The organism is Azospirillum largimobile (assembly GCF_977007025.2).
The window spans coordinates 455,815-481,918 of record NZ_CDRMUA020000004.1 but is presented as its reverse complement, the minus strand read 5'-3'; the positions used below and the strand labels follow the sequence as shown (position 1 = coordinate 481,918).

Genomic DNA, 26,104 nt, shown 5'->3' with positions numbered 1-26,104 from the left:
GAATGCACATATCTCGCACTTGCGGAAAATTGTACAGCTTGGCATTGAGGAAAGCCCCTCTCCCCTCGCGGGAGAGGGGTTGGGGTGAGGGGCGCAGAACTGGTTTCCACCGGCTTTCAGCCGGTCACCCCCCCTCATCCCAACCCGCGGGTCGGCAAAACGCCGTTGGCGTTTGGCCGATCCCGCCCCGCAAGGGGAGAAGGGCTATTCGCTGCCAAAGGCTGCTATTCTTTCGCATATGCGAGATCTGTGCATCCCGTAGCGCCTTCGCAGGGATGACGGTCGAGAGGGAGACGTACCGGCCTCGACCAGACCCGGAGCCCTTTCAGCCCACCGTCTCGTAAACCTCGAAACCTTCGCCGCGGACGAGCCGGTCGTGCACGGCCTCCACGGAGTGGCGGACGGTGCTGGTGACCGGCGCGAAGAAGCTGGTGTCCTGCGGCTGGATGCCGAGGAACAGGATCTCCGGCACGGTTTCCCGCAGGCTGTCGATCAGGAAGTTCAGCGGGATGGCATGGGTGGTGACCATGAACTGCTCGGCGACGCTGTCCTGCCCGATCAGGCGGATCTCGCCCGGCGGCAGTTCCATGTCGGCGGCATCGACGATCAGCACCCGCTGCGGCGCCAGCGAGCGGATATGGTGGGTGTGGTTCTCCGGGACATCCTCGCCGTCCACCACGGTCCAGCCGGGGGCGGGCTGCTCGTCGAGCAGCTGGGCCAGCAGCGGGCCGGCCCCGTCGTCGCCGCGCAGGACGTTTCCAACCGTGAATACGACATCGGTCATGACAGCCGTCTCCCCATCAGATAGATCGCGGGTTCGCGCCGGATGGCGTCCAGCGCCGTGCGCAGCCGGTCCAGCCATGCCGCCACGTCGGGCGGGGCGGTCGGCAGCACCGCCTCGATGGCCGCAATCAGTGGCCGGGTGTGGGTGCTGTCCACGGTGATCTCGCCGAAGCGCAGCAGGCCCGACAGCTTGCGGTGCGCCTCCTCATTGTCCTTCAGCGTTTCCAGAACGCGGTCGAACACCGCGGTGGTGCAGCGGAAGGCCGGCTTGAAGCAGTCGAACACGCCGATGTGATGCCCGATGGCCAGGGAATAATAGACCACCTGTTTCGCATCCTCAGGGATGTCCTCCTTCCGCTCCAGAACCTTGGCGTTCAACTGGTAGAACACCACCTCGGGCGCCACGCCGCGGCCGGCGCGCAGGCCGGGAATGGAGCCGGGATCGGCCTGTGCGGGGGTGCTCATGCCGCCTCTCCCCGGATCGCCTGCTGCACGACATCGACCAGCCGGCCAATGATCTCGGCGCGGCGCGGGTCGCGTTCCTCGGCAATCGCCTCCATCATGCATTCGGACAGGGTGAAGGATCCCGGCATGTGCGCATGCCCCTCCAGCAGGGCCAAGAACTCCTCGGCGATGTCGTGCCCCTGGCGGTAGCCGGCCATCCGCCGCGCCTCGCGTTCCAGCTGGACCCGCAAGGCATAGGGGATGTCGGGGTGGGGCAGGGCGGCCGTCTCCCCGGCGGCCTCGACATGGGTCTCGGCCTTCAGCTTCTGCTCCAGCAGGCCCAGCGCCACCGCGAAGCCATGGATGGTCGCGGCCGGCGTCGGCGGGCAGCCGGGGATGTAGACGTCCACCGGCACGATGTTGTCGGTGCCACCCCACACGCAGTAGAGGTCGTGGAAGATTCCGCCGGTGCAGCCGCAGGCGCCGTAGGACACCACGATCTTCGGATCGGGCGCGGCCTCGTAGGCGCGCAGCGCCGGCATCCGCATGGCACGGGTGACCGCCCCGGTGAACAGCAGGATGTCGGCATGCCGGGGCGACGCCACCACCTTGATGCCGAAGCGTTCCGCATCGAACACCGGGGTGATGGACGAGAAGATCTCGATCTCGCAGCCGTTGCAGCCGCCGCAATCGACGCGATAGACATAGGCGGAGCGCTGGATGTTCTTCAGCAGCGCCTTCTTCATCGTGGCGATCTGTTCGCTGGTGGAGACCGGCGGCATCTCCGCCACCAGGGTCTTGGGGTTCACCGGGACGTTCATGGCGTGGTCTCCAGTTCCTTATTCATCTGCCGGCCGATCCCCATGCGGGCGATCTGGTGGACGTCCTGGGCGCGCTTGCAGGCCGGGCAGGTCGAGACGGTCAGGCGCAGCCGGTCCGCTTCCTCGGCGCTGCGGGCCGACTGGCTCAGCAGGCGGGCGACGTAATCGACCTCCTTGGCCGGGGCGAAGGCCTTGCCGCAGCAGGCGCACTCGGCCAGCGAGAACACCGCCTTGCGCGTCAGGTCGGCCTTGCTGCCGACTGCCAGCTCGAAATCGTCGGACAGGCGGATGGCGGCTGTCGGGCAGGATTCTTCGCAGCGGCCGCAGAAGACGCAGCGCCCGTAATTGATCGACCAGGTGCGGGTGCCGGCCGCGGTGTCGGTCTCCATCTGGATGGCATTGGCCGGACAGGCGACGGTGCAGGCCGCGCAGGCGATGCAGTCCTCCGCCTTGTGTTCCGGCTTGCCGCGGAAGTCCTTGCAGACCGGCATGGGAGCGAAGGGGTACTTGACCGTCGCCTCGCCCGTGCGGAAGATTTCCTTGAGTAGCTTGAGCATCGGTCGCCCCCGTCACTTCAGCGGTGAATCCGTGCGTTCGCGGCAGTAGCGCTCCATCTCCTTGTAGGCGATGGTCTTGGAGCGCTTCTTGCGAACGTCGACGACGGTCACGCGGTCGGTGCAGGAATAGCAGGGGTCGATGCTGCCCACGATCAGCGGGGCGTCCGACACCGTATTGCCGCGCAGCATGTAGCGCAGCACCGGCCAGTTGTTGTAGGTCGAGGCGCGGCAGCGCCAGCGGTAGAGCTTCTGGTTATCGCCGGTCATCGACCAGTGGATGTCCTCGCCGCGCGGCGCCTCGGTGAAGCCGAGCGCGAATTTGTGCGGGGCATAGGTGAAGTCCTCGGTCAGCACCGGGCCGGCAGGCGCCTTGTCCAGCAGCTGTTCGATGATCCACAGGCTGTCGAAGAACTCGGCCACCCGCACCAGCGTGCGGGACAGCACATCGCAGCCCTGCTCAACATGAACCGGCATGTCGAGCAGCTTGTAGCCGCCGAAGGCATGGTCGGCGCGGGTGTCGCGGCGATGTCCGCTGCCGCGCACCACCGGCCCGACCGGGCTGTAGTCGCGGGCGATCTGCGGGTCGAGCCGGCCGACGCCCTTGACGCGGCCGCTGACGTTGGCGGTGGACAGCAGGACATCGACCAGCCGGGTCACGTCGTCGCGCAGCTCGGCGACCAGTTCGCGGGTCCTGGCCTGCTGGTCGCCCAGGATGTCGCGGCGGACGCCGCCGATCAGGTTCAGCGCATAGGTCTTGCGGGCGCCGGTCAGCAGTTCCGCCAGGGTCATCGCCTTCTCGCGCACGCGGAAGAACTGCATGAAGCCGGTGTCGAAACCGATGAAATGGCAGACGAGGCCGAGGTTCAGCAGATGGCTGTGCATCCGCTCCGTCTCCAGCAGGATGGAGCGGATCGCCTGCGCCCGCGGCGGCACCTTGATGCCCAGCGCATTCTCCACCGAGTTCGCATAGGCGACGCTGTGGGCGTAGCCGCAGATGCCGCAGACGCGGTCGGCCAGGAAGGTCACGTCATTGTAGCCCATCCGCGTTTCGGCCACCTTTTCCATGCCGCGGTGGACGTAGAACATGCGGTAATCGGCGTCGATGATGTCCTCGCCGTCCACGAACAGGCGAAAGTGGCCGGGCTCGTCGGAGGTGATGTGCAGCGGTCCCAGCGGGACGACGCGGGTCTCCTGCTTGGCTTCGTTGATGAACTGATAGGTCTCGTCGTCGCTGGTCGGTGCCGGCCGCAGCCGGTAGTCCATCGAATCCTTGCGCAGCGGATACAGCTCGTCCGGCCAGTCGTCGGGCAGGACGAGGCGGCGTTCGTCCGGCAGCCCGACCGGGCGCAGGCCGAACATGTCGCGCACCTCGCGCTCGCCCCAGACGCAGGCGGGCACCCGCGGGGTGACGGAGGGGTATTCCAGCGTGTCGGCCGGCACCTCGCAGCGCACCACCACATGGCACTTGTCGCCGCCCTCCATGGACAGGACATAGTAGACGGCGTAGGCGCCGTTCAGCGGCCGTTCGTCGTTGCCGACCACCACCGACAGCCAACCGTCGTGGTCGTAATAGAGGCTGGCGACGACGTCGGGCAGCGATTGCGGCTTGACCGTGATGGTGACCTGGGCCTCGGTCTGCCAGGACTCATCCAGGATCGCATGGGGCAGGCTCTCGCGCAGGGAGGCGATGGTGCCGCTCCCGACCCGTTCCGGAGTGATGAGGTTCATTTGGAGATCTCCGTCTGCGAGAGGCTGCCGGTCACCACGGGCCCAGCGGCGCGGACCGTGTCGTATTTTTGCCAGGGGGCGGCGACCACCGGGCGGCTGTCGCCGTTCATCACCACCGCGGTCGCCTGCTGGACGAGGTTGGACAGCGGCTGCGGCACGGCGAAGCCCAGCGTCAGCACCAGGACCGCCAGCACGCCCAGCGGGGCGAGCGCCCTCCAGCCCACGTCACCCTTCGGCATCGTCTCCGGGCTCTTGCCCAGCACGCTGTCGGCGACGATCTTCACCAGACCGGCGATGGTGATGCACAGGAACAGCGCGCACAGCGCCATGACCCAGCCATAGCCTTCGTTCAGCCCGGCCATGAAGACCATGAATTCGCTGACGAAGATGTTGAAGGGCGGGAAGCCGGCCAGCGCCAGGGCGCAGCCCATCATCAGCAGGCCGGTGGCCGGCGCCACCCGCAGCACGCCCTTCACCGCCCGCAGGTCGCGGGTGCCGTACTTCATTAGGACATTGCCGGCGCTGCAGAAGAACAGGGCCTTGGTGACGCTGTGGTTGATGGCGTGCAGCAAGGCCGCGGCGATGCCCAGCGGCCCGCCGACGCCGAGCGCCACGACGATCAGCCCGACATTTTCGATGCTGGAATAGGCCAGCTTGCGCTTCAGATCCTGCTGCACGAAGAACAGCAGGGACGAGACGCCGACCGACAGGACGCCCAGCGTCAGCAGCAGCATCTGCGGGAAGCCGACGCCCACCGTGCCGACGGTGATGACGTAGAAGCGGATGACGATCAGCAGCGCGCATTTCAGCAGCACGCCCGACAGCAGTCCCGACACCGGGCTCGGTGCCTCGGAATGGGCGTCGGGCAGCCAGGCATGCATCGGGAAGATGCCGGCCTTGGTGCCGAAGCCGATCAGGGCGAAGACGAAGGCCAGCTTGACCAGCATCGGGTCCAGCTCTGCGGCGTGGCCGACCAGGGCCGTCCACAGCACCGCCTGATGCGGGTCGGCCAGCACGTCGGCCGCGTTGGAAAAGACCAGAACCGTGCCGTAGAGGCCGAAGGCGACGCCGACCGTGCAGATGATGACGTATTTCCAGGCGGCCTCCAGCGAGGATTTCTGCCCGTACAGCCCGACGAGGAAGGCGGAGCCGAGAGTCGTCGCCTCGATCGCCGCCCACATCATGATGATGTTGTTGGCGGTGACCGCCAGCAGCATGGTGAACAGGAACAGGCTGAAGAAGCCGTAGTAGATCCGCACCTTTCCGGCATCGATCAGGCCGGCTTCGAGGTCGTGGCGGATGTAGGCGATGGAATAGAGGCCGGTCAGCAGGCCGACCACGCCGATCAGCATCATGAAGACCGCGCCGAGCGCGTCGATGAACAGCCAGTCGCCGAAGGCGGCGATGGCGCCGTTCGACAGCACCTGGATCAGGGCGGCGGCGCTCAGCAGGAAGACATAGCCGATGGAGCCCAGATGGATGCGCTCCAGCAGCGCCACGCTGCCCTGGTCGGTCGCGAGCGATTCGGGCAGGGAGTCCCGAAACCAGGGCAGGGTCAGCAGAAACAGCGCCACCGCCAGCGGACCGATCAGGAGAAGTGGGGGAAGGATCGAGGGTACCATGGCGGTCATCCCTTCAGGCTCGTGAGCTGGCGCGCGTCGAGCGTGTGCAGCGTGTCGAAGATCCGCGATCCCAGTGCCGCCATCACCACCACCGCGAAGATGGCGTCGGTGGCGATGCCGATCTCCACCAGTTCAGGGGCGTTGGGGGCCAGCAGGGCCAGGGTCAGGTGCGACCCGTTCTCCATCAGGCAATAGCCGAACACCTGCTTCAGGATGTTCCGCTGCGCCACGATGCAAGCGAGCCCGATGAAGAACAGGGCGAGCGACACAGCCAGCGCCGGCTTGATCGCGTCGGCCGCCGGCAGCGTCACCTTGGAGGCCACGCCGAAGCAGAGGATGACGGCGGCCGCCGCACCGACGATGGAGAGCGCCGTCGGCATCACCGCGCCCGAGCCGATGGCCGGATCGCTCAGCTTGCGGAAGGCGCGGTACATGATCGCCGGGACCAGGATCACCTTGGTCAGCAGCGCGGTGAAGGACCAGAGATACAGCTCGCCCGACCCGGTGGTCCCCGCCAGCGCCACGAACAGCATCACAAGGATGAAGCTCTGCAGCGCATAGAAGCGGGCGGAGTTGGCCGGATTGCCGGCGAGCGTGACCAGAAGGGAGCTGACGATCAGCAGGCCCGACAGGCCGTTGACGATGAGAAATCCGTTCATGACCGTTCCCTCCCTCAGCCGAGCCACGAGGCGGCGATGGAGCTTGAGACCACCGTCATCGCCACCAGGGCCACCAGCACGAACTTCATGCCGGCCGGCAGCGGTGCCGCCGCGGCCATGGTGGTGGACGGCTTGCCGGGCACCGAATGGCCCAGCCATTTCAGGAACCAGGCGAAGGAGCCGACCGATTCCGCCAGCGCGATGACCACCAGCACCATCAGCGCCCAGTGATGGGCCCCGACCTCGAACCCGCCGGCGAAGATGGCGAACTTGCTGAAGAAGCCGTTGAAGGGCGGCACGCCGGTGATCGCCAGGGCGGCGCAGACGAAGGCGACGCCCAGCAGTGGCGACTTGGTGACGATGCCGCGCAGCGACGGCAGCAGGCGGGTGCCGGCGGTGTAGCTCAGCGCACCGGCGACCAGGAAGAACAGCGTCTTGGCAAAGGCATGGTTGAAGATGTGGGCGATGGCGCCCTTGAAGGCGAGGTCGGAGCCGAAGACCGACAGCGACAGTGCCAGCAGGATGTAGGCCAGCTGCGTGATGGTCGAATAGGCCAGCAGGCGCTTCAGGTCGACCTGCGGCAGATACATGAAGAAGCCGTAGACCAGCGTCAGCACCGCCATGATCGAGCCGACCCAGCCGACGATCTCCGGCGCGCCGCCCGACGACATCAGCCCGCGGGCGAAGATGTAGACGCCGACCTTCACCATCGAGGCCGCATGCAGGTAGGCGCTGACCGGGGTCGGGGCCTCCATCGCGTCGGGAAGCCACATGTGGAAGGGCAGCTGGGCCGACTTGCCCCAGGCGGCGACGAGGATCGCCAGCAGCACCACCGCCTTCATCCCCGGCGCCAGATCGGCGATGGCGGTCAGTGCGAAGGTGCCGGTCGACAGGAACAGCAGCGCCGCCGCGACATAGAGGCCGAGCGAGGCGACATGGGTGACCAGCAGCGCCTTGGCCGCCGAGCGCAGCGCCTTGGGCGATTCGTAGTAGCCGATCAGCGCCCAGGAGCAGGCGCCCGTCAACTCGAAGAAGGCGAGCTGGCCGACGACGGTGGAGCTGAAGACCAGACCGGTCATGGCACCGATGAACACCAGCAGGAAGGCGTAAAAGCGCCGCCGGCCGATGTCGGGATGCTCGCGGTTGCCGGCGTTCAGGTAGGCGGCGGAATAGACCGCCACCAGCAGGCCGATGGCGATCACCGCCAGCGCGATCAGCACGCTGACGCTGTCCACCACCAGCCCGAGGATCGAGACCGATCCGAAGGAGATCAGGTCGAAGGTGCCGCCGACCTTGCCGTCGCCGAGCAGCGACATGGCGAGGATGGCGATCACCGCGACGGTGGCGGCGGCGAAGCCCTGGCACAGCCATTTGGCCGATGCCCGTTCCGATGCCGCGATCGCCGCCGCACCGCCGAAGGGGACGAGGATGGCGGCCAGCGCCAACAGCCCGAGCGGTTCCGTGGGGAGTGTTATCATGATGCTGCCCCTCGCCGGCTCACAGGCCGACCAGATAGAAGACGAAGGCGAGCGAGGCGGCGCCGACCCCGACCCAGCTGTGCTGGGGGGTCAGGCGGAAGCGGACGCGCGCGACGCTGTTCTCGACCACGCCGACGGCGGCGAAGATCAGGACCAGCTTGATGGCGAAGGCGACCAGCCCGAACAGCAGCCCGAAAAACGTCATCTCGGGCGTGCTGCCGAAGGGCAGGAAGACGCCGATGAACCACGCGACGACGACCGCCTGCTTCAGCGACATCGCCCACTTGATCAGCGCCAGCGACGGGCCGGAATATTCGGTCAGCGGGCCTTCCTGCAGTTCCTGCTCCGCTTCCGCCATGTCGTAGGGCAGCTTGCCCAGCTCGATGTAGATGGCGTAGGCGAAGGACAGGGCGGCAACGATGGTCGCGGTGACCGACTGGACATGGCCGTCGGCGATGGCGGTGCCGATGGCGCCGAGGTTGGTCGAGCCGGCCAGCAGCGCCGCGACGAACAGCGACAGCATCATCACCGGCTCCACCAGCACGCCCATGGTCAGCTCGCGGCTGCCGCCGATGCCGGAGAAGGAGCTGCCGCTGTCGATGCCGGACAGCGAGAAGAAGAAGCGGGCCAGCGCGAACAGGTAGATGACCGTAATCAGGTCGCCGATGGGCGCCACCGGCGTGAAGCGGGTCAGCATCGGGATGCCCATGGCGATGACCAGCACCGTCGTCAGCATCACCGCCGGCATGGCGCGGAAGGCGAAGCCGCTGTTGGGCGGGGTCAGGTCCTGGCGGGTCAGCAGCTTGGCGATGTCGCGATAGTCCTGCAGCAGTCCCGGCCCGTGGCGGGTGTGCAGCTTTGCCCGGATCATGCGCGACAGGCCGGAGATCAGGGGGGCCGCGGCGAGCAGGAGGAGCGCCTGGAACAGTCCCAGGATCAGGTGTGAGAAGGTCAGCATGGCGTCCTCCCGTCAGACGGCCAGCGCCAGCAGCGCGATCAGCGCCGCGACGATGTAGAGGCAGTAGATCCGGAAATCGCCGGCCTGGATGACCTGCAGCCACTTGCCGCTTGCATCGACCGCGCCGGTGATCGGGGCGATGACGCTGCGGTCGGCCAGCGGTTCGGTGCGCCGTGCCAGCGTGACCACCCGCTCGAAGCCGTGTGCGACGCCGGTCCAGCGCCCGGCGATCGAGCGGCGCATTGTGTAGAGCGGGGCGAAGAACATGCGGATCGGCTGGGCGAAGCTGCCGGCGGTGGCGGGCATGTGGTGGTCCGGCAGATAGCCGGCCGCCCAGGGCGCCGCCACCTTGCGGTCGCCGCCGCGCTTGGCGGCAAAGGCCGCCTTCAGCGCGATGGGCAGGAAGGCCATGGCGATCAGCAGGATGGCGATCAGCGGGGTGGAGAGCGTGGCCTGCTGGGCGTCGCCCGGCAGCAGGGTGGTGCCGACCGCCAGTGTCACCGGAGCGGTGCCGATGGTCGCCGCCGCGATGCGGCCCATCACCGGCGCCACCAGCGGGGCCAGCAGGCCGAGCGCCACGCAGGCGACGGCCAGCACCGCCATGCCCGCGACCATCGCGGCCGGCGCCTCGCGCGCCTCCTCCGCATGATGGCTGCGCGGCGCACCGGCGAACATGATGCCGTAGGCCTTGACGAAGCACATCACGGCAAGCGCGCCGGTCAGCGCCAGCATGACGGCGGCGACGGGGGCGGCGAACTTCACCAGCGGGGTGCCGTCCAGCGCCGCGGCGAACAGCGCCTGATAGGTGTACCATTCCGACACGAAGCCGTTCAGCGGCGGGATCGCCGAGATGGCCAGGGCGCCGACCAGGAAGGACAGGGCGGTCCAGGGCATGTTGCGGGCCAGCCCGCCCATCTCCTCCATGTCCTTGCTGTGCATGCGGAAGATGGCGGAGCCGGCGCCCAGGAACAGCAGCCCCTTGAACACCGCATGGTTCAGCAGGTGATAGAGGCCGGCCATCAGGCCCAGCACCGCCAGCACCGGCTGGTGCAGCGCCATGCCGATCATGCCGGTGCCGACGCCGAGCAGGATGATCCCGATATTCTCGACCGAGTGGTAGGCGAGCAGCTTCTTGATGTCGTGCTCGGCCAGGGCATAGACGACGCCCAGCACCGAGGACACGGCGCCGAAGGCGAGCACCAGCAGGCCCCAGCCCAGCATCGCCGGCCCGGCGCTGGCGCCCAGCAGGTCGATGCCGACCTTCACGATGCCGAAGACGCCGATCTTGATCATCACGCCCGACATCAGTGCCGAGGCGTGCGACGGGGCGGCCGGATGGGCGCGCGGCAGCCAGATGTGCAGCGGGATCATGCCGGCCTTGGCACCGAAGCCGATGAAGGCCAGCAGGAAGGCGACGCTATCCAGCGGGGCCGGCAGCGGATGGGCGCGGAAGGCGGCGAAATCGAAGCTGCCGGCCTGGTTCGCCATCAGGAAGAAGGCGGCCATGATCAGCACCGAGCCGCCATGGGCGACCAGGAAATAGAGGAAGCCGGCGCCCACCGCCTCGTCATCCTGGTCGAAGATGACCAGGAAATAAGAGGCCAGCGACATCATCTCGAAGAAGATGAGGAACCAGAAGGCGTTGTCGGCCGCCACCACCAGCATCATCGACGCGATGAAGGCGTTCATGAAGAAGCCCATCGCCCCGATGCCGCGCCCGGCATACTCGCGCACATAGGCGAAGCCGTAGATCCAGGCGACCAGCGACAGCAGGGAGATGACCGCGATCATCAGGCCGGCCAGCGGGTCGAGCCGCAGGATGAAATGGGCGAAGGGGTAGGGGCCGGCGGCGTCGAGCACGGCCGGCTGGTCGGCGGCGATGGCCGTCAGCCCGGCGCCGAGCCCGGCCAACGCCGCGGCGATGCCGACGCCGCTGCCGCCAAGACGGATGTCCCCCTCGCGATGCTTCAGGAGGAGGCAGAGGATGGCGCCGCCGCAGGACAGCAGCAGCGACATGATGAGCAGGGAGAGTGGAATCATGGGTCCAGCCCCTCCAGCGAGGCGAGCGGCGTTTCAAGACTGACCGGTGCCGCCGCGGCCAGCCTGCGCTTGACGGCGGCAGCCTGGCGGGTGGCGTCGGCGTCTGCCGCGTAAAGGGCGGCGGTCGGGCACACGCGCACGCAGGCCGGCCCGTCGCCGGAAAAGGCGCAGAGGTCGCATTTCACCGCCACGCTGCGCACGCCAATGTCCCAGGCCAGCAGCGGATCGAGAGCCGCCGAATGGCTGGGCGTGGCGGTGGCGATGCCGGCGACGCCCGCGATTCCGGTGCCGCTGGGCGTGATGGCGCCGAAGGGGCAGGCCAGCGCGCACATCTTGCAGCCGATACAGGCCTGCTCATCCAGCAGGATGGCGTCGGCGGCATGGGTGATGGCGTCGACCGGACAGACGCGGGCACAGGGCGCATCCTCGCACTGGTGGCAGAGGACGGGGCCGGTGTCGTCGCCGATCCGCATGACGGTCAGCCGGGGGTGCGCCTGCAGCCCCTGTTTCTTGTGTGCCTCGGTGCAGGCCGCCATGCAGGTGTTGCACCCGATGCATTTTCTCGGTTCCGCGATAACGAAGCGATTCATGTTCAGACCTCCGGCTTCCCGGGCGGGTGCGTCGACTCGGCCTGATCGGGATTGGGAAGACTCCCGATAAAGAATCCTGATCGGCCAATAAGAAGACAGTATTGGCTCGCGCACGCCCCCGCGGCCGCCTGTTTTCACATGCGGTGCGGCAGAAGGAGAGCCAGCTGTTGCGAATCTTTGTCAAATGACCGTCACGGTGATGACCGTCATCGACTTCGCTACGCTATTCCCCTGAGTTATGCGATGTCAACTAGACACATAAAAAAAGTGGGTATAAGGTGCGCGGCACAAAGACAGGAAGTCATGGGGCAATTTAACTGCAGAAGGCCTCCCCGGAAACTCCGATAAGAAAGAGAAGATACTCGATAGGATCGGCTTATCGGCATCGATTACTTTTAAAGATCGGGCGATAAGCGATTTCGATCGGACGTGAAGCCACCGGTGCCCATCGGGGTGAACCGGCGCGTAACGCCAGGGAACAGTGAAGCGATGCCGGGGCGGAGCCGTCCGACGGCCCCCTCCGGCTGCAAACAAGGACGACGGGAATGAACAGATTCGTCACTGCAAACCCAAGCAAGTGCATCGGTTGCCGGACATGCGAGGTCGCCTGTGCGCTTGCCCATTCCGATGGTGCGGGCGTCGAAGGGCTGGCGCCGGAGACCTTCAAGCCGCGCATCCGCATGGTGAAGACGGCCGACGTCAGCACCGCCGTGATGTGCCGCCATTGCGAGGACGCGCCCTGCGTCAACGCCTGCCCCAACAACGCCATCGTCTATCGCCAGCACAGCGTGCAGGTGGAGCAGGAGCGCTGCCTGGGCTGCAAGAACTGCGTGCTGGCCTGCCCCTTCGGTGCCATGGACGTGGTGACCATCCCGGCGGTCCGTCAGTTCGCCGGCATGACGCTCAGCCTGGGCGTCAAGGCGCAGGCGCACAAATGCGACCTGTGCGTCGACCGCGCCGCCGGCCCGGCCTGCGTGTCGGTCTGCCCGACCAACGCCCTGACGCTGATGGACCGGGACGCGATGGACGAGACCTTGCGCCGCCGGCGCGAGCGCGCCGCATTGGAAGCCGCCGAAATCGCGGCCTGACCCTCCCATCACTGCGGCTGATGCACAGCCGGCACAATCGAGCGAACACCGAGGTCGAGATGGAAAAGCATATGGCGGTCTGCCCCTACTGCGGTACGGGCTGCAAACTGAATCTGCTGGTCGAGGGCGGGAAGGTCGTCGGTGCCGAACCCCTCAACGGCGTCACCAATGAAGGAGAGCTCTGCCTCAAGGGCTATTTCGGCTACGACTTCATCAACGACACCAAGATCCTGACTCCGCGCCTGCGCAACCCGATGTTGCGCCGCAGCCGCGATGCGGCCTTCGAGGCGGTGTCGTGGGACGAGGCGATCCAGTACGCCGCGACCAAGCTGGGCGAGATCAAGGCCAAGTACGGTCCCGATTCGATCATGACCACCGGCTCGTCGCGCGGCACCGGCAACGAGACCAACTATGTGATGCAGAAATTCACCCGCGCGGTTCTCGGCACCAACAATGTCGACAACTGCGCGCGCGTCTGCCACGGCCCGTCGGTCGCGGGATTGCAGGTGACGCTGGGCAATGGCGCCATGAGCAACTCGATCCCCGAGATCGAGCACACCAAATGCGTCCTCGTCTTCGGCTACAACGTCGCCGACAGCCATCCGGTGATCGCCAAGCGCATCATCAAGGCCAAGGAACGCGGCGCCAAGATCATCGTCTGCGATCCGCGCAAGATCGAGACTGCACGCCTTGCCGACCTGTGGCTGCCGCTGAACAACGGCTCCAACATGGCGCTGGTCAACGCCTTCGCCAATGTCCTGATCAATGAAGGGCTCTACAACAAGGAGTATGTCGCCAACCACACCGAGGGCTTCGACGAGTACAAGAAGATCGTCGACAAATACACCCCCGAATACGCCGAGGCGATCACCGGCCTACGCGCTGCCGACATCCGCGAGGCGATGCGCATCTACGCCGCGGCACCCTCCGCCACCATCCTATGGGGCATGGGCGTCACCCAGTGGGGCCAGGGCGTCGATGTGGTGAAGGGGCTGTCGGGGCTGGCGCTGCTGACCGGAAATCTCGGCCGCCCGAATGTCGGCGTCGGCCCGGTGCGCGGCCAGAACAACGTGCAGGGCAGCTGCGACATGGGTGTGCTGCCGACCGAGTTCCCCGGCTACCAGAAGGTCACCGATCCGGAGATCCGCGCGAAGTTCGCCAAGGCCTGGGGTGTCGAATCGCTTCCCGACCAGATCGGCTGCCGCCTGACCGACGTGCCGCATCTGGCGGAGACCGGCAAGCTGAAGGCCATGTACATCATGGGCGAGGACCCGGCCCAGACCGAGCCGGACCTGACCCAGGTGCGCAAGGGCTTCGAGGCGATGGAGTTCGTCATCGTCCAGGACATCTTCATGACGAAGACGGCGATGTTCGCCGACCTGATCCTGCCGGCGACCTCCTGGGGCGAGCATGAGGGCGTGTTCAGCGCCGCCGACCGCAGCTTCCAGCGCTTCACCAAGGCGGTGGACGCCAAGGGCGACGTCAAGCACGACTGGGAGATCATCAGCCTGCTCGCCACGGCGATGGGCTATCCCATGCATTACAACAACACCAAGGAGATCTGGGACGAGCTGCGCGAGCTTTGCCCGATCTTCTACGGCGTCACCTACGAGAAGATGGAAGGGCTGGGCGCCGTGCCATGGCCGTGCCGCGACCTCGATTCGCCCGGTTCCAAGTATCTCTATGAGGGCAATGTCTTCCAGCGGCCGGGCGGCAAGGGCCTGCTGTTCGCCACCGAATGGCGTCCGCCGCAGGACCAGCTGAACGAGGAGTTCCCGCTGATCCTCTGCACGGTGCGCGAGGTCGGCCATTACTCCTGCCGTTCGATGACCGGCAACTGCGCCGCCCTGCAGACGCTGGCCGACGAGCCCGGCTATGTCACCATTAACCCGAAGGACGCCAAGGCCCTGGGCATCCGCGACCAGGAACTGGTCTGGGTGTCGTCGCGCCGCGGCAAGGTGATCAGCCGCGCCAGCGTGACCGACCGCACCAACAAGGGGGCCGTCTACATGACCTACCAGTGGTGGATCGGCGCCTGCAACGAGCTGACCATCCACGCCGTCGATCCCATCGCCAAGACGCCGGAATACAAATACGCCGCCGTCCGGGTGGAGGCGATCGCCGATCAGGTCTGGGCCGAGAATTATGTCCAGCAGGAATACGCGAAGCTGAAGGGCGGCCTCAGCAACGCGGTGACCCGTGCGGCGAAGAAGGCCCCGGCCTACGCGTGATGTTTCTCCCTCTCCCGTCCCGGGAGAGGGAAGGGGCCCAAGCGCAGCTTGGGAAGGGTAAGGGAGAGTGCAAGGAACCATGCGGCTTGGGATTCTTGCGCTGCCCCTCACCCTCCCCACTTCGTGGGTCCCCTCCCTCTCCCGGGGCGGGAGAGGGCTCTTACAGGACCCAATCCCATGCATGAGATCGCACTCTGCCAATCCCTGCTGGAACAGGCGATGAAGGTGCGGGACGCCAACCCCTTCGACCGGGTGGTCCGCGTCAGCCTGTCGGTCGGCCGGACCAGCCGGGTGCAGCCGGACGCCCTGCGCCATGCATTCGACCTGCTCAGCCGCGACACCTTCCTGGAGGGCGCGGAGCTGCGGATCGACCAGCCGCCCGGCGATGGATTCGGGCTGCTGGAGATGGAGGTGTCGTGACCGTGAACCCTTCGTGCGCCAACGATGCGTCCCTTTGCCGCTGCGGCAGGCCGCGCCGCGACAGAAAACCGTGACTCGCATCAATGATATTGCCCGGGTCGTGATCGATAAGTTCCCGCGTGCAGTGCGCCCTGGCAGCGGGCACCCGATTTACGCTGCGCCCGATGTGGGAGGAGCCCCGGCATGCAGGAAAAGCTGGAATTTCTGATCGCGCTGGCCACTGAAAAGCATTTCGGCCGCGCGGCGCAGGTCTGTGGCGTTTCGCAGCCGAACCTGTCCGCGGCGATCAAGCAGCTGGAATCGACCATGGGCGTGCCCCTGGTCGACCGCGGCGCCCGCTTCATCGGCTTCACCCCGGAGGGGGAGCGGGTGCTGGAATGGGCGCGGCGCATCGTCGGCGACTACAAGGCGATGCGCGCCGATGTGGAGACGATGAAGCAGGGGCTGACCGGCACGCTGCGGCTGGTGGTGGTGCCGACGGCGCTGCCCATGGTCCAGCGGCTGACCGCCACCGTCTGGTCGATGCATCCCGGCATCAAGATCACCATCGCCTCCCACAGCTCCACCGAGATCCTGTCGCGGCTGGAGAATCTGGAGGCGGAGGCCGGCATCACCTATCTCGACAACGAACCGCTCGGCAATGTCGACGAGGTGCCGCTCTATCACGAGCGCTATCACCTGATCACCTCGGTGGACGGCCCGTTCGGCAAACGCGACAGCGTCACCTGGGAGGAGGCGGCGACCGTGCCGCTCTGCCTGCTGAACGCCAACATGCAGAATCGCCGCATCATCGACCGCGCCTTTGCCGAGGCGGGGGTGCATGCCGAACCGATGCTGGAATCCAACTCCATCGTCGTGCTGACCAACCACCTCTGCACCGGCATGTGGTCGACGATCATGCCGCGGATCATGGCGGATTCGCTGCTGTTGCCGCCGGCCATCCGAGCGATTCCCATCGTGGCGCCGGAGCTGTCCACCCTGATCGGACTCGTGGTCGCCCGCCGGGATCCTCAGCCGCCGCTGACCGCGGCGCTGATCGCCGACGCGCGCCGGCTCGCCCCGGAACTGGCGATGGCGGCCTGATCACAGGGCAGCCTTGCCAAGTGGTCATACCACTTGACGATTTGTCGCGCCCCTGTGCTGCGATGCAGCATGGTAAGGAAACGGACGGGAGACGCGCCGGGATCGGCCCGTCCACGCCTCCCCCCGAGGAGTGCTTTTTCCAATGAACACCGATAGTTCGTCGCACCGCTGGTCGGTCGCCCCGGCCCAGCGCGCGCTCGACCACGAGCCGCTGGGTGCCGATGTCCATGCCGCCTTCGCCCAGGTGGTCGCCCGCCTGCACAGTGAAGCGGACGCGCTTGCACGGCGCATGGCCGATGTGGGCACCGTCGAGCTGGTGGAGCGTGACGGCGGGGCGCAACTGCTCTACCGCGCGCATCATGGCGAAGACGAGGGCGAGGGGCTGCACCGGCTGGTCGGCAGTTTCGACCTGCATCTGACCCATGACGGCAAGGCCGCCATCCACATGCGGATCCGCGGCGATCTGCCGCCGGCCGAGGTTCTGGACTTCGACCGCGCCACGGCCGACCATCTTCGGACCCGGCTGCACGCGTTCGAGATGGGCTGCCGCCGCCTGCCGATGGCACGCGCCGCCTGATGCGTGCCGGTGGCATGCGTTGCCAGATGCGTGCCGGTGGCACGCGCGCCTGATCGGACCGCAAGAGACCCTGCAGCCGCCTCTCCCCGCAGCGAAGCCCCCGCGGCGGGATATCGGCGCACTGTAGCCGCCAGGGCGGATCACGGCGATTTCGCCGCCCGCCCGCGGCACGGAGGAGACCAGATGTCTGAAAACCATGAACTGATCACCGCGGCGCTGCGCCATGCGGCAGCCCTGCACGAGGGCACCTTCCGCCCCGACCGGGCGCGCACGCCCTTCGTCTCGCACCTGTCGGAAACAGCCGAACTGGTGGCGCAGGCCGGCGGCACTCCGGCGGAAATTGCCGCCGCCTGGCTCCATGATGCGGTCGAGGACGGGCTGACCACCATCGCCGAACTTGAGGACCGCTTCGGCCCGGAGGTCGCCGACCTCGTGGCGGCAGTCAGCGATGCGCCGGAGGATGTCGGCCGGGCGATCGCCGAGCGCAAGGCGATCCAGGCCGCCCGTCTCGCCGCGGCGCCCGATGGGGCCAAACGCATCAAGCTGGCCGAGCAGATCTCGATCCTCAAGGCGCTGGCGGTGGAACGCCCGCTGTCCTGGAGCGTGGAGCGCGCGGACGCCTATGTCGAAGGCTCCCGCCTCGTCGCGGAGGCATGCGCCGCCGCCAGCCCGCTGCTGGCCGAACGCTACGCCACCGCCCTGGCAGGCGCCTCCCGCTGACCGAGAGTTCTAGCCCCTCTCCCCTTGCGGGAGAGGGGTTGGGGTGAGGGGGCGCAAGTTTGATTTCCAACGGCCTGCGGCCGCCACCCCCCTCATCCCAACCCTTCTCCCGCAAGGGGAGAAGGGCTTCATAAACTACGCAGCGGTTAGGACAGCCCATATTTCCTGATCTTGTCGTGCAGCGTGGTCTTTGCGATCTGCAACTCCTCCGCTGCACGGGCAAGGCTGTGGCCGGTGCGGCGCAGCGTGTCGGCGATCAGCGCGCGTTCGAAGGCCTCGACCGTTTCGGCCAGCGGCCGGGCGGTCGCCGGATGGGCGGTGGCGAATGGCGGGAAGCCCTGTTCGATGCCCAGCACGCAGCGGTCGGCGACGTTGTGCAACTCGCGCACATTGCCGGGCCAGTCATAGGCCATCAGCCGGCGCATCCGCTCCGCATCCGGCGGCGGCACCGGGCGGCCGTGGCGGGCTGCCGCTTGCAGGATGAACTGCTCGAACAGCAGCGGGATGTCCTCGCGCCGTTCGCGCAACGGCGGCAGCGGCAGGTTGGCGACGTTCAGCCGGTAATAGAGGTCGGCGCGGAACTGCCCGCGGTCGGCCAACTCGCGCAAATCCACCTTGGTGGCGGCGATCACCCGGCAGTCGACATGGACCGGCGTGTTGGAGCCCAGCCGTTCCAGCGTGCGTTCCTGAAGGACGCGCAGGAACTTGATCTGCACCGGCATCGGCATGCTTTCGATCTCGTCGAGGAACAGCGTGCCACCGTTGGCATGCTCCACCTTGCCGATCCGGCGCTTGCCGGCCCCGGTGAAGGCCCCGGCTTCATGTCCGAAGATCTCACTGTCGATCAGGCTTTCCGGCAGGCCGCCGCAATTGATCGCGACGAAGTTGCCGGCGCGGCGCTGGCTGGCTTCGTGCAGGCAGCGCGCCGCCAGTTCCTTGCCGGACCCCGTCTCGCCATGGATCAGCACGTCGGCGGCGGAGTTCGCCAGCTCGCCGATCAGCCGGCGCACCCGCTCCATCTGCGGTGATCCGCCGACCAGCCGCGCTTCGATGCTGTCGCGGTTCTGCAGCCGGGCGCGCAGGTCGCGCACCTCCAGCGTCAGCCTCCGCTTCTCCAGCGCGCGCCGCACCACCTCGACCAGATAGTCGGGGGAGAAGGGCTTCTCGATGAAGTCGTGGGCGCCGAGCTTCATCGCCTGCACCGCCATCGACACGTCGCCGTGGCCGGTCATCAGCACCACCGGAAGGTCGGGATCGGCGGCGAGGAGAGTCGAGAGCAGTTCCATCCCGTCCATGCCCGGCAGGCGGATGTCGGTGACGACCACACCGGGAAAGCCGTCCGCCACCAGCCGCCGCGCCTTCTCCGCGCTGTCCACCGCCTCGGTCGGGATATCCTCCAGCTCCAGGGCCTGCTGGCAACCCAGGCTGACGTTCGGGTCGTCCTCGACGATCAGGACCTTCAGGGGCGGAACCGTCAGGGCGGCGGAGGCAGAGTCGGGCATACGAGGTCTCCGGCCTGGAAGGCGGTCGGGTCGTTGGACAGGTCGGCGGCGGGAAGATCGATGGTGAAGACTGCTCCGCCATCGGCACCGTTCGCCCCGGTCAGGGCGCCGCCGAAGTCACGCACGATCCCGGCGGAGATGGCAAGCCCCAAGCCGAGTCCGCCGCTGCCCTCCCTGCTCCCGTCCTTCGCCGCCTCCTTGGTGGTGAAGAAGGGCTCGAACAGGCGGGGCAGGACCTTCTCGGACAGGCCGGGGCCATTGTCCGCCACCTGGATGCGCGTCCGGCCGTCATCCGTCCGCGCGGTGAGGGTCAGTTTGGAGCCCGTCCGCCCGGCAAGCGCGTCGAGGCCGTTGGCGACCAGGTTGACCACCACCTGCTCCAGCCGGTTGGGATCGCACAGCGCCGCCACGTCCTCCGGCACATCGACCGTCACGGCGACGCCGGAGCGTCGCAGCCGCTGCTCCAGCAGGAACAGCGCGTTGTCAATCGGCCGCCGCACCGCCACCGGGCGGGGGGCGCCCGAGGATTTGCGGGCGAAGGATTTCAGCTGGCTGGTCAGGGCGCCCATGCTGTCCACCAGTTGGGCGATACGTTCCAGATTGCCCCGGGCCGCGTCCAGGTTGCCGCGCTGGAGGAACTTGACCGTATTGCCGGACAGGGTGCGCAGGGCTGCCAGCGGCTGGTTCAGTTCATGCGCCAGCCCGGCGGACAGCTGGCCGATCACGGCCAGCTTGCCGGCATGGACAAGCTCGTCCTGGGCGGCGCGCAGGTTGCGCGTGCGCTCCTCCACCTTGCGTTCCAGCTCGCGCAGATGGCCGCGGCGCTGCACCCACATCAGCAGCAGGATGCCGAGGAAGGCGCTGCCGACCGCCGCCAGCGCCGCGCGGGTCCAGGCCATGCCGGTGATGTCCGAGGCCGGCGACAGCACGGTCATCGTCCATCCCGTGCCGTGCAGAGGTGCCGTCTGCGCCAGGAAGCTGCCGCTGACCGGGAAGACCGCCGCTTCCGCCTCCCCATCCGCCGGGCGGGTGAGCTGGACCAGTTCCGCATCCCGGCCGATCCGGTCCAGCGACGACAGGCCCAGCGGCGGCAGCGGGCGGGCGTTGTATTGCAGGGTCCGATCGAAATGCCGGCGCGTCGGCTCGTCCATCGCCCGCAGGGTGGTGAATTTCCAGGAGGGGACCGAGGCGAGGATGACCACGCCGTTCTCGTCGCTGACCAGGACCGGCGCCTCCACCGTCGACCAGGACTGTTCCAGCTGTTCCAGGCTGACCTTCACCACCGCCACGCCGACGATGGCGCCGTCCTCTGCCAGCGGAGAGGACAGGTAATAGCCCGCTTCCCCCCGCGTGGTGCCGACGCCGAAGAGACGGCCCTGGCGGCCGGCAGCAGCCTCGATGAAATAGGGGCGGTAGGACAGATCCTCGCCGATGAAGCTGTCGGGGCGGTTCCAGTTGCTGGCGGCCACCACCCGGCCCTGGCGGTTCAGCACATAGATCGACAGGGTGCCGGCCCGCTCGTTCAGTCGCTCCAGATAGCGGTTCAGCCCCCAGGCCAGCGGTGCGCGTCCGGTCACGAGGTCGAGGACGTCGCGCTCCAGCCCCAGCGTGGCGGGGAAATAGGCGTATTTGTCGATCTCCCGCTCCAGGCTCTCGGCATAGAGATCGAGCCGGTGGCGTCCGGTCTCCTGCAGGGCGGCAAGCCCCATCCCCTCGCTGATGCGGAACCCCGCCAGTCCGGCGAGCAGGGCCAGCCCGGCCATGACCGGCAGGAGAAGACCGATGGTGCGGAGGCGGCGTGCGCCGTACAGGAAGAAGGCGGGCATGAAAAAGGCGGGCAGGGGCGGGGGCGGGGACGGGAATGGCGACCGCCGTATCATAGCAGAAGCCCCCCGCCCATTGCCCGCCCGCCTTCGTGGACCGCACCCTGTGGATCGACGTCCCGCTTACTCCGCCGCGGCAGGGGCGGGCAGGGGCGCGTCGGCCTCCTCCTCGTCCTCCTCGCCGATGGCGTCCTCCCACTTGGCGACGACCGTGGTGGCGATGGCGTTGCCCAGCACGTTGGTGGCGGTGCGGCCCATGTCGAGGAAGTGGTCGATGCCCATGATCAGCAGCACGCCGGCCTCCGGAAGGTTGAACATCGGCAGCACGGCGGCGACGACGACCAGCGAGGACCGCGGCACGCCGGCGATGCCCTTGCTCGACACCATCAGAACCAGCAGCATGACGATCTGCTGTTCCAGCGTCAGCGGGATGCCATAGGCCTGGGCGATGAACAGCGACGCGAAGGTCGTGTAGATCATCGAGCCGTCGAGGTTGAAGGAATAGCCGAGCGGCAGGACGAAGCCGGTCACCCGCTCCTTCACGCCGAACTCCTTCAGCCCTTCCATCACGCGCGGATAGGCGGACTCGCTGGACGCGGTGGAGAAGCCCAGCAGCATCGGCTGGCGCATGGTCTTCACCAAGCGGAACACGTCGCCCTTCAGCACGACGAAGCCGGCGAAGATCAGCGTCGCCCACAGCACCGCCAGCGTCAGGTAGAAGCTGCCCATGAACTTGCCGTAGACCGCCAGCACGCCCAGCCCCTGGGTCGTCACCACGTTGGCGACGGCGGCGAAGACGCCGATGGGGGCGAAGCGCATGACATAGTCGGTGACCTTCAGCATCACCGGCACGACCTCTTCGATCGAGCGGGCGAGCAGGCCGGCCTTGGTGTCGCGCAGCTGGCCGATGGCGAGGCCGACGAAGATCGAGAAGATCAGGATCTGCAGGATCTCGTTGTTCGCCATCGCCTCGAAGAAGTTGCGCGGGAAGACGTGGGTCAGGAAATCCTTCAGGTTCAGGGCCGAGGTCTTCAGCCCGGCGCTGGCCGCCGCATCGGGCAGCGGCACGCCGACATTGGCGCCCGGCTGCAGCAGGTTGGCGAAGACCAGCCCGATGAACAGCGAGGCGAAGGAGGCCATCAGGAACCAGCCGACCGCCTTGCCGCCGATGCGGCCCACGGTGCGGGCGTCGCTCATGCCGGCCAAGCCCGCGACCAGGGTGGAGAAGATGAGGGGCGCGATGATCATCTTGATCAGGCGCAGGAAGATGTCCGTCACCATCGCGAAATAGCTGGCGATGTTCTTGGCGGCGGCCGGGTCGAACATGCTGTTGCAGACATAGCCTGTAACGATGCCCAGCAGCATGGCGACGATGATCAGCGTCGTCTGTTTGTTCATGGTCCTACTACCTCACCTTTCCCGCCCGCTTCACGCGCCGGCCGGGGTAACGGTCGATTGGGTACCGGCTTTCCAAGCCCCTCGCGGGACCGGAATGGGGGCCGGGTGGCGGAACGGTCAGCCGGTGATGATCGGGAAATTCTCGACAGCGCGCGGAGTTCGGCCGCCATGACAGACGTCGGCCGGAGCCTCGCGGTCGCCCGGCAGGTCGTGTTCGGTGCGCGTCGTGGCAGGCATCGGACGCTTCGCTCCCCTGATCTGATGAGTCCGCCCCGCCTGCGCGGGACGCGACCCGTAAGGAGCAACCGGCGTGCCACTGGGGAGCAGCGGCAAGCAGCCGGCTAAGCTGTTGGAACTATGAGGTTCCGTCGTTGGTCAGAGCCGCGGCCGTTCGGATTTCCGAACGCAGCCTGCATTTGGCGTTCGGAAATCCGGATGGGGGATGGAGCTGGAATCGCATGCTCATCCACAACTTGAAGCCCAGGTTGGCGGACTGCTGGAGGAAAGTGCCCCAACCTTGACTGCGGTATGAAATCTTCATACCCTTCTTTTGATCATCCAGAAGGAGGAAACTGCGATGTCCTCTGCGGAAAAGCGAACGTTCAGCCTTCCTTCCGAACAGGCCGGATATATTGATGCCCTGGTGGCGTCGGGGGCTTACGCATCCGGCAGCGAGGTTGTGCGCGCAGGGCTGCGAGCGCTGCAGGAGCGCGACGCAGCGGTAGAGCGTTGGTTGCAGAGCGAGGTTGCGCAAACCTACGATTCCATGCAGAGCGACCCCTCCCGCGCCCTTCCGGCCGCTGAGGTCTTCGCCACCATCCGCGCTCGCCATGCCGACCGCGTGAAAAAGGGACCGCGTGAACTATAGCGTCCAATTCAGCCCGGAAGCGCAAAGCGACTTGCTGGACTTATACGACCATGTCGCCGAACAGGCAGGGGAGGCGCGTGCGCTTGCCTATCTCGAACGTATTGAGCGGCATTGCATGCGCCTCGCAATCTTTCCGCAACGCGGCACTCTCCGCGAAGACGTGCGGTCCGGCTTGCGCATCATAGGCTTCGAACGCCGCGTTGCGGTCGCATTCCATGTTCAAGGCCGTATGGTGACCATTTTGCGGGTGTTGTATGGGGGGCGCGACCTCACCGGCGCCTTGGCCCTTCCCGTGGACGAGGGGTAAGGGAGCATCCCCTACTCCCTCACCACATAGGTGAAGTAGCGAATCACGCCGTTGGCGTCGGTCTCCCGGTACAGTCCCTGGATTTCGTTGTCGAAGCCGGGGAAGCGGTTCGCGCTCTCCTGGAAGACCTTCAGGTAGTCGATCATCGGCTTGGCCCGCGCATCCAGCCGTTCGCCGGGGACGATGGTGGCGATTCCCGGCGGGTAGACGACCCACAGCGTGGTGGCGATGCGGCCGGCGATCTCGTCGATGGGCAGGTAATCCACGTCGTTGCGCACCAGATGGCGCGTCGCCTCGCGCGGCGGCATCGCCATGGTCGGCAGATGCTCCGGCCGGAAGATGGCGCGCTGCAGGGCGCTGGTGTTCTTCTCGCGGTAGAAGGCGTGCATCTCCGCGCACAGGTCGCGCAGGCGTCGGCCCAGGTAATGGGCGCGCCGCTTGGCGACGAATTCGGGGATGACGTCCTCCAGCGGGGCATTGTCGTCGTGCAGCCGCTTGAAGGCGACCAGGCCGCTCAGCAGCGTGCCGGCCTTGCTCGATTCCACCCCCGGCGTCAGCAGGAACAGCAGGGAGTTGAGGTCGTTCTTCTCCGGCACGATGCGGTTCTCGCGCAGATACTGCGCCACCACCGGGGCCGGAATGCCGTGGTCGCCATAGGCACCGCTGTGACGGTCGAAGCCGGGAGTCAGCAGGGTCAGCTTGTTGGGGTCGGTCATGGCATAGCCCGGCTCCACATGCTGGAAGCCGTGCCAATCGGCGCCGGGGGCGAATTCCCAATGCCGCACGTCGGTCGCCAGTTCGTCGGTCGGCACCTCCTCCCACGCGGTCTCGACGCCGTTGCGGCTGACGCGATCGGGCACGAAGGGATCGAAGAACCAGCGCTTGGCCGGATCGCTCTCGCGCTCTTCGAACTCGCGGCGGATGGCGCGGATCTTCTTGCGCAGCTCGATGCCCAGGCGGATCGTGTCGTCCCACAGGATCTCGCCCGACCGCCCCTTCATCATCTGCGCGCCGACGTCCAGCGAGGCGAACAGCGGGTAGAAGGGCGAGGTCGAGGCGTGCAGCAGGAAGGTCTCGTTGAAGCGGCGATGCTCCACCCGGCGGCGCTGGCCCTTGATGTGGTTGTCCTTCACATGGATCTGGGAGGCCTGCGAGAAGCTGGCCAGCTGCTTGTGGGTGGACTGGGTGGCGATGATGCCGGGATGGCCGTCATGCAGCCCTTCCAGCCCCATGGCGAAATGGCCCTTGAACAGCGGGTGGAACTTCAGGAATCCCGCCCAGGCCTCGTCGAACAGGATGTAGTCGCAGAGCTTGCCGATCCGCTCCAGCATCATCTGGGCGTTGTAGATGGTGCCGTCATAGCTGCACTGCTGGATCACCGCAGCGCGGAAGGGGCGCTCGCGCTTCCAGGCGTCGGGGTCCTTGACCAGCGGGTTGCGGCGGATGCGCTCGCGGATCACCTCCTCGTCCAGCGCCCGCGGGTCGATCGGACCGATCAGGCCGTGGGCGTTGCGCTCCGTCTCCAGGAAGATCGGGATGCCGCCGCCCAGGAACAGGCTGCCGTGATGGGCGGCCTTGTGGTTGTTGCGGTCGAACAGCACGAGGTCGTCTTCGGCGACCAGCGCCGACAGCACGATCTTGTTCGACGCCGAGGTGCCGTTCAGCACGAAATAGGTGCGCTCCGCCCCGAAGATGCGGGCGGCTTCCTTCTGGGCCTGGAGCGCCGGTCCCTCATGCACCAGCAGGTCGCCCATCTCCAGCACCGAATTGTCGATGTCGTCGCGGAACACCGCCTCGCCCAGATGTTCGACGAAGATGCGGCCGATCGGGCTGCGGCTGTAGAAGATGCCGCCATTGTGGCCGGGGCAGGTCCAGAGCTGGTTGCCCTCCTCCGCGTAATCGACCAGCGCACCGAAGAATGGGGTCTTCAGCGTGTCGGCATATTGCTTCAGCCGGCTGACCAGATTCTTGGCGATGAATTCCGGCGTCTCTTCCGCCAGGAAGATGTAGCCGTCGACCTGGTTCAGCACGTCGACCGGGATGTTCTCCAGCCGCTGGCGGCGGACCAGCAGGATGATGGGCATTTCCAGCCCGCGCTGGCGGGCGAAGGCGATCAGCGAGGCCTGCTTGCCGTCGGCGCCGCGTTTGCCCCAGTCGACGATCATGCAGCCGATGGCGGCGTCGGTGCGGATGGCGAGTTCGGCATCCTCGACCCGGCGGGCGCGGACCACCTCGAAGCCCATCCGCTCCACTTCCGACAGGATCTGCTGAAGCCGCATGCCCTCCAACTCGTCCACCTCGAAGGCGGGGGCGCAGACCAGGAAGTTGAAGCGGCGGAAGAAATCCATGCGACGGGTCTCCGGAAGGGCAGGGAGGAGAATGAAAGGAAATGCGGAGGTGGGGCAGG

The 26,104-nt window shown here is 67.0% G+C and carries 23 protein-coding genes; 8 read left to right on the top strand and 15 right to left on the bottom strand.

All coding sequences use genetic code 11. From position 1 onward, the window contains the following. Positions 1-325: 325 nt before the first annotated feature. From hycI to ACWPKK_RS23650, 11 genes are read right to left on the bottom strand one after another with little or no spacing between them, the layout of a single operon-like run. Positions 326-784, bottom strand: a complete 459-nt coding sequence (hycI, locus tag ACWPKK_RS23700; RefSeq protein WP_452009177.1) for a hydrogenase maturation peptidase HycI — start codon at positions 782-784, stop codon at positions 326-328. Continuing rightward, positions 781-1,248 (bottom strand): formate hydrogenlyase maturation HycH family protein, encoded by a 468-nt coding sequence (locus ACWPKK_RS23695; RefSeq protein ID WP_452009174.1) that lies wholly within the window; start codon positions 1,246-1,248, stop codon positions 781-783. Before ACWPKK_RS23695 ends, hycI begins: the two co-directional genes overlap by 4 nt. Continuing rightward, positions 1,245-2,048: an NADH-quinone oxidoreductase subunit B family protein gene (locus tag ACWPKK_RS23690; protein WP_452009171.1), complete on the bottom strand. Its 804-nt coding sequence runs from the start codon at positions 2,046-2,048 to the stop codon at positions 1,245-1,247. The genes ACWPKK_RS23695 and ACWPKK_RS23690 overlap by 4 nt, the downstream gene beginning before the upstream one ends. After that, positions 2,045-2,605, bottom strand: a complete 561-nt coding sequence (locus ACWPKK_RS23685) for a formate hydrogenlyase complex iron-sulfur subunit (RefSeq protein WP_452009169.1) — start codon at positions 2,603-2,605, stop codon at positions 2,045-2,047. The genes ACWPKK_RS23690 and ACWPKK_RS23685 overlap by 4 nt, the downstream gene beginning before the upstream one ends. 12 nt (positions 2,606-2,617) lie before the next feature. Continuing rightward, positions 2,618-4,333 (bottom strand): hydrogenase large subunit, encoded by a 1,716-nt coding sequence (locus ACWPKK_RS23680; RefSeq protein ID WP_452009166.1) that lies wholly within the window; start codon positions 4,331-4,333, stop codon positions 2,618-2,620. Then, the gene (locus ACWPKK_RS23675) at positions 4,330-5,955 is read right to left on the bottom strand and encodes a hydrogenase 4 subunit F (protein ID WP_452009163.1); all 1,626 of its coding nucleotides are present in this window, start codon (positions 5,953-5,955) and stop codon (positions 4,330-4,332) included. Before ACWPKK_RS23675 ends, ACWPKK_RS23680 begins: the two co-directional genes overlap by 4 nt. 5 nt (positions 5,956-5,960) lie before the next feature. Beyond that, positions 5,961-6,614, bottom strand: coding sequence for a hydrogenase 4 membrane subunit (gene hyfE / locus ACWPKK_RS23670; protein WP_452009161.1), 654 nt, complete (start codon positions 6,612-6,614; stop codon positions 5,961-5,963). Between the two features lie 14 nt (positions 6,615-6,628). Further along, entirely contained in the window at positions 6,629-8,092 is a 1,464-nt protein-coding gene (locus ACWPKK_RS23665) for a hydrogenase 4 subunit D (RefSeq protein WP_452009158.1), read from the bottom strand. Between the two features lie 19 nt (positions 8,093-8,111). Beyond that, complete coding sequence (locus ACWPKK_RS23660; RefSeq protein ID WP_452009155.1) at positions 8,112-9,050, bottom strand: respiratory chain complex I subunit 1 family protein; 939 nt, start codon at positions 9,048-9,050, stop codon at positions 8,112-8,114. Between the two features lie 12 nt (positions 9,051-9,062). Further along, positions 9,063-11,090: a hydrogenase 4 subunit B gene (gene hyfB / locus ACWPKK_RS23655; RefSeq protein WP_452009152.1), complete on the bottom strand. Its 2,028-nt coding sequence runs from the start codon at positions 11,088-11,090 to the stop codon at positions 9,063-9,065. Further along, complete coding sequence (locus ACWPKK_RS23650) at positions 11,087-11,680, bottom strand: 4Fe-4S dicluster domain-containing protein (RefSeq protein ID WP_452009149.1); 594 nt, start codon at positions 11,678-11,680, stop codon at positions 11,087-11,089. The genes hyfB and ACWPKK_RS23650 overlap by 4 nt, the downstream gene beginning before the upstream one ends. Before the next feature lie 545 nt (positions 11,681-12,225). Here ACWPKK_RS23650 and ACWPKK_RS23645 point away from each other — a divergent pair. The 6 genes from ACWPKK_RS23645 (at position 12,226) to ACWPKK_RS23620 (ending at position 17,799) form a co-directional block, all read left to right on the top strand. After that, positions 12,226-12,768, top strand: a complete 543-nt coding sequence (locus ACWPKK_RS23645) for a 4Fe-4S dicluster domain-containing protein (protein WP_452009146.1) — start codon at positions 12,226-12,228, stop codon at positions 12,766-12,768. Positions 12,769-12,827: 59 nt separating this feature from the next. Further along, positions 12,828-14,999 carry a formate dehydrogenase subunit alpha gene (fdhF, locus tag ACWPKK_RS23640; RefSeq protein WP_452009143.1) on the top strand — a complete coding sequence of 724 codons (2,172 nt, stop codon included), beginning with the start codon at positions 12,828-12,830 and terminating at the stop codon, positions 14,997-14,999. A 177-nt stretch (positions 15,000-15,176) separates the two neighbouring features. After that, complete coding sequence (locus tag ACWPKK_RS23635) at positions 15,177-15,419, top strand: hydrogenase maturation nickel metallochaperone HypA/HybF (protein ID WP_452009140.1); 243 nt, start codon at positions 15,177-15,179, stop codon at positions 15,417-15,419. 183 nt (positions 15,420-15,602) lie between these two features. After that, the gene (locus tag ACWPKK_RS23630; RefSeq protein WP_452009137.1) at positions 15,603-16,502 is read left to right on the top strand and encodes a LysR family transcriptional regulator; all 900 of its coding nucleotides are present in this window, start codon (positions 15,603-15,605) and stop codon (positions 16,500-16,502) included. A 142-nt stretch (positions 16,503-16,644) separates the two neighbouring features. Next, a complete protein-coding gene (locus ACWPKK_RS23625) occupies positions 16,645-17,079 on the top strand; it encodes a hypothetical protein (protein WP_452009134.1) in 435 nt (144 codons plus the stop codon). A 183-nt stretch (positions 17,080-17,262) separates the two neighbouring features. Next, on the top strand, positions 17,263-17,799 hold the full coding sequence (locus tag ACWPKK_RS23620; protein ID WP_452009131.1) for an HD domain-containing protein: 537 nt from the start codon (positions 17,263-17,265) through the stop codon (positions 17,797-17,799). A gap of 146 nt (positions 17,800-17,945) precedes the next feature. Here ACWPKK_RS23620 and ACWPKK_RS23615 read toward each other — a convergent pair whose 3' ends face one another. The 3 genes from ACWPKK_RS23615 to ACWPKK_RS23605 all read right to left on the bottom strand — a co-directional run bounded on the left by ACWPKK_RS23615 (position 17,946) and on the right by ACWPKK_RS23605 (position 22,522). Continuing rightward, the gene (locus tag ACWPKK_RS23615; protein WP_452009129.1) at positions 17,946-19,301 is read right to left on the bottom strand and encodes a sigma-54-dependent transcriptional regulator; all 1,356 of its coding nucleotides are present in this window, start codon (positions 19,299-19,301) and stop codon (positions 17,946-17,948) included. After that, positions 19,274-21,127: a sensor histidine kinase gene (locus ACWPKK_RS23610; protein WP_452009127.1), complete on the bottom strand. Its 1,854-nt coding sequence runs from the start codon at positions 21,125-21,127 to the stop codon at positions 19,274-19,276. Before ACWPKK_RS23610 ends, ACWPKK_RS23615 begins: the two co-directional genes overlap by 28 nt. A 120-nt stretch (positions 21,128-21,247) precedes the next feature. Then, the gene (locus ACWPKK_RS23605; RefSeq protein WP_452009124.1) at positions 21,248-22,522 is read right to left on the bottom strand and encodes a dicarboxylate/amino acid:cation symporter; all 1,275 of its coding nucleotides are present in this window, start codon (positions 22,520-22,522) and stop codon (positions 21,248-21,250) included. A 577-nt stretch (positions 22,523-23,099) separates the two neighbouring features. Between ACWPKK_RS23605 and ACWPKK_RS23600 the strand changes: the two genes are divergently transcribed. Then, complete coding sequence (locus tag ACWPKK_RS23600) at positions 23,100-23,390, top strand: type II toxin-antitoxin system ParD family antitoxin (protein ID WP_452009121.1); 291 nt, start codon at positions 23,100-23,102, stop codon at positions 23,388-23,390. Continuing rightward, on the top strand, positions 23,380-23,697 hold the full coding sequence (locus ACWPKK_RS23595) for a type II toxin-antitoxin system RelE/ParE family toxin (protein WP_452009119.1): 318 nt from the start codon (positions 23,380-23,382) through the stop codon (positions 23,695-23,697). The genes ACWPKK_RS23600 and ACWPKK_RS23595 overlap by 11 nt, the downstream gene beginning before the upstream one ends. Before the next feature lie 11 nt (positions 23,698-23,708). Here ACWPKK_RS23595 and ACWPKK_RS23590 read toward each other — a convergent pair whose 3' ends face one another. Continuing rightward, entirely contained in the window at positions 23,709-26,045 is a 2,337-nt protein-coding gene (locus ACWPKK_RS23590) for an Orn/Lys/Arg family decarboxylase (RefSeq protein WP_452009116.1), read from the bottom strand. Between the last annotated feature and the right edge of the window lie 59 nt (positions 26,046-26,104).